Annotated in this window: 1 protein-coding gene; it reads right to left on the bottom strand. The window is 35.6% G+C overall.

Features of this window, described 5'->3' with window-relative positions; all coding sequences use genetic code 11:
• Positions 1–234: 234 nt before the first annotated feature.
• A partial coding sequence (locus BGK49_RS16095; protein WP_069375776.1) for an OspC family protein occupies positions 235–982 on the bottom strand: 748 nt, incomplete at its 5' end.

Raw genomic sequence — 982 nt, 5'->3', positions numbered from 1 at the left:
CGCGTTACGACAAAACGGCGAGAAATTACCTGGCGATGGTGAAACTGGGCTGCATCCGACTCTTTTATCAACGCTTACGTAATTAAGGGACACAGCCTAGTCTCCAGGATTCCCGGGGCGTTCACCACATGCAATGTGTTGTTGCAGGGGAACGGTCTGCACCATCCCCTATATCGATCAATATAACAAAAATGACAACGTCAGATTCAGGGCACAACCTAAATATATTTTAGGTCACCTCCCAAATCGTTTGCCTGATACCGCTCCATTTTTTAATAAAAAATCAATTGTTTTTGAATCTTTGCCTTTCATTGCATTGTCAAGCATAGTGTCCCCACTATTTGCTTTTTGAAATCTTTTGTTTACATCAACCAATCCATTATTAATAAAATATTCTAGCACTTTATAGTTGGCACTATCTTCACTAAGTAAATACTCAACATCATACAGCTCACAATACATATTGTTGTTCATTTTCTCCATCTCTGCGACATCTTGTTTTGTAAAATTAAATTTAGATAGTATATAAAGTGCCATATCAGATTTTGCATTGCCTAGAGAATAAGCAAGAGCTTGATGAGCCATTTTTTTATCAGTCACCTTATTGTTAATTTCTTCATAATTGGATGCTTTAATGGCATCCTCCAAAGATATATCTCTGAGTCTTATCTTTTTGAAGTTATCTGTGCTTAGCATTCTTGGTATATGATACTCAAGCTGAAACACAAAGTTTATAATTCTATCCAGACTAACAGGGTCAATGTTTTTATTATAACAAAACTCTCGGAATCTTTGATCTTTACTCTTTCTTATAAAATCAATAAGATGCAACCCAATTCCAAGCCTCATATCTTTAGTATTAAATATTGGCACATCAGTTTTTCCCTGATTACCATGCACATACCTGCTAACTTCATCCACAACCTCTTTAAAGTTATCTAAGAAAAATGATTGGTGCTCATGGTAAAAAACAGGTGGAATA

Source organism: Shigella sp. FC1544, from assembly GCF_001722145.1.
GTDB classification, from domain to species: domain Bacteria; phylum Pseudomonadota; class Gammaproteobacteria; order Enterobacterales; family Enterobacteriaceae; genus Escherichia; species Escherichia coli.
The sequence above is the reverse complement of the archived record's forward strand: the minus strand, read 5'-3'. Positions and strand labels throughout refer to the sequence as shown.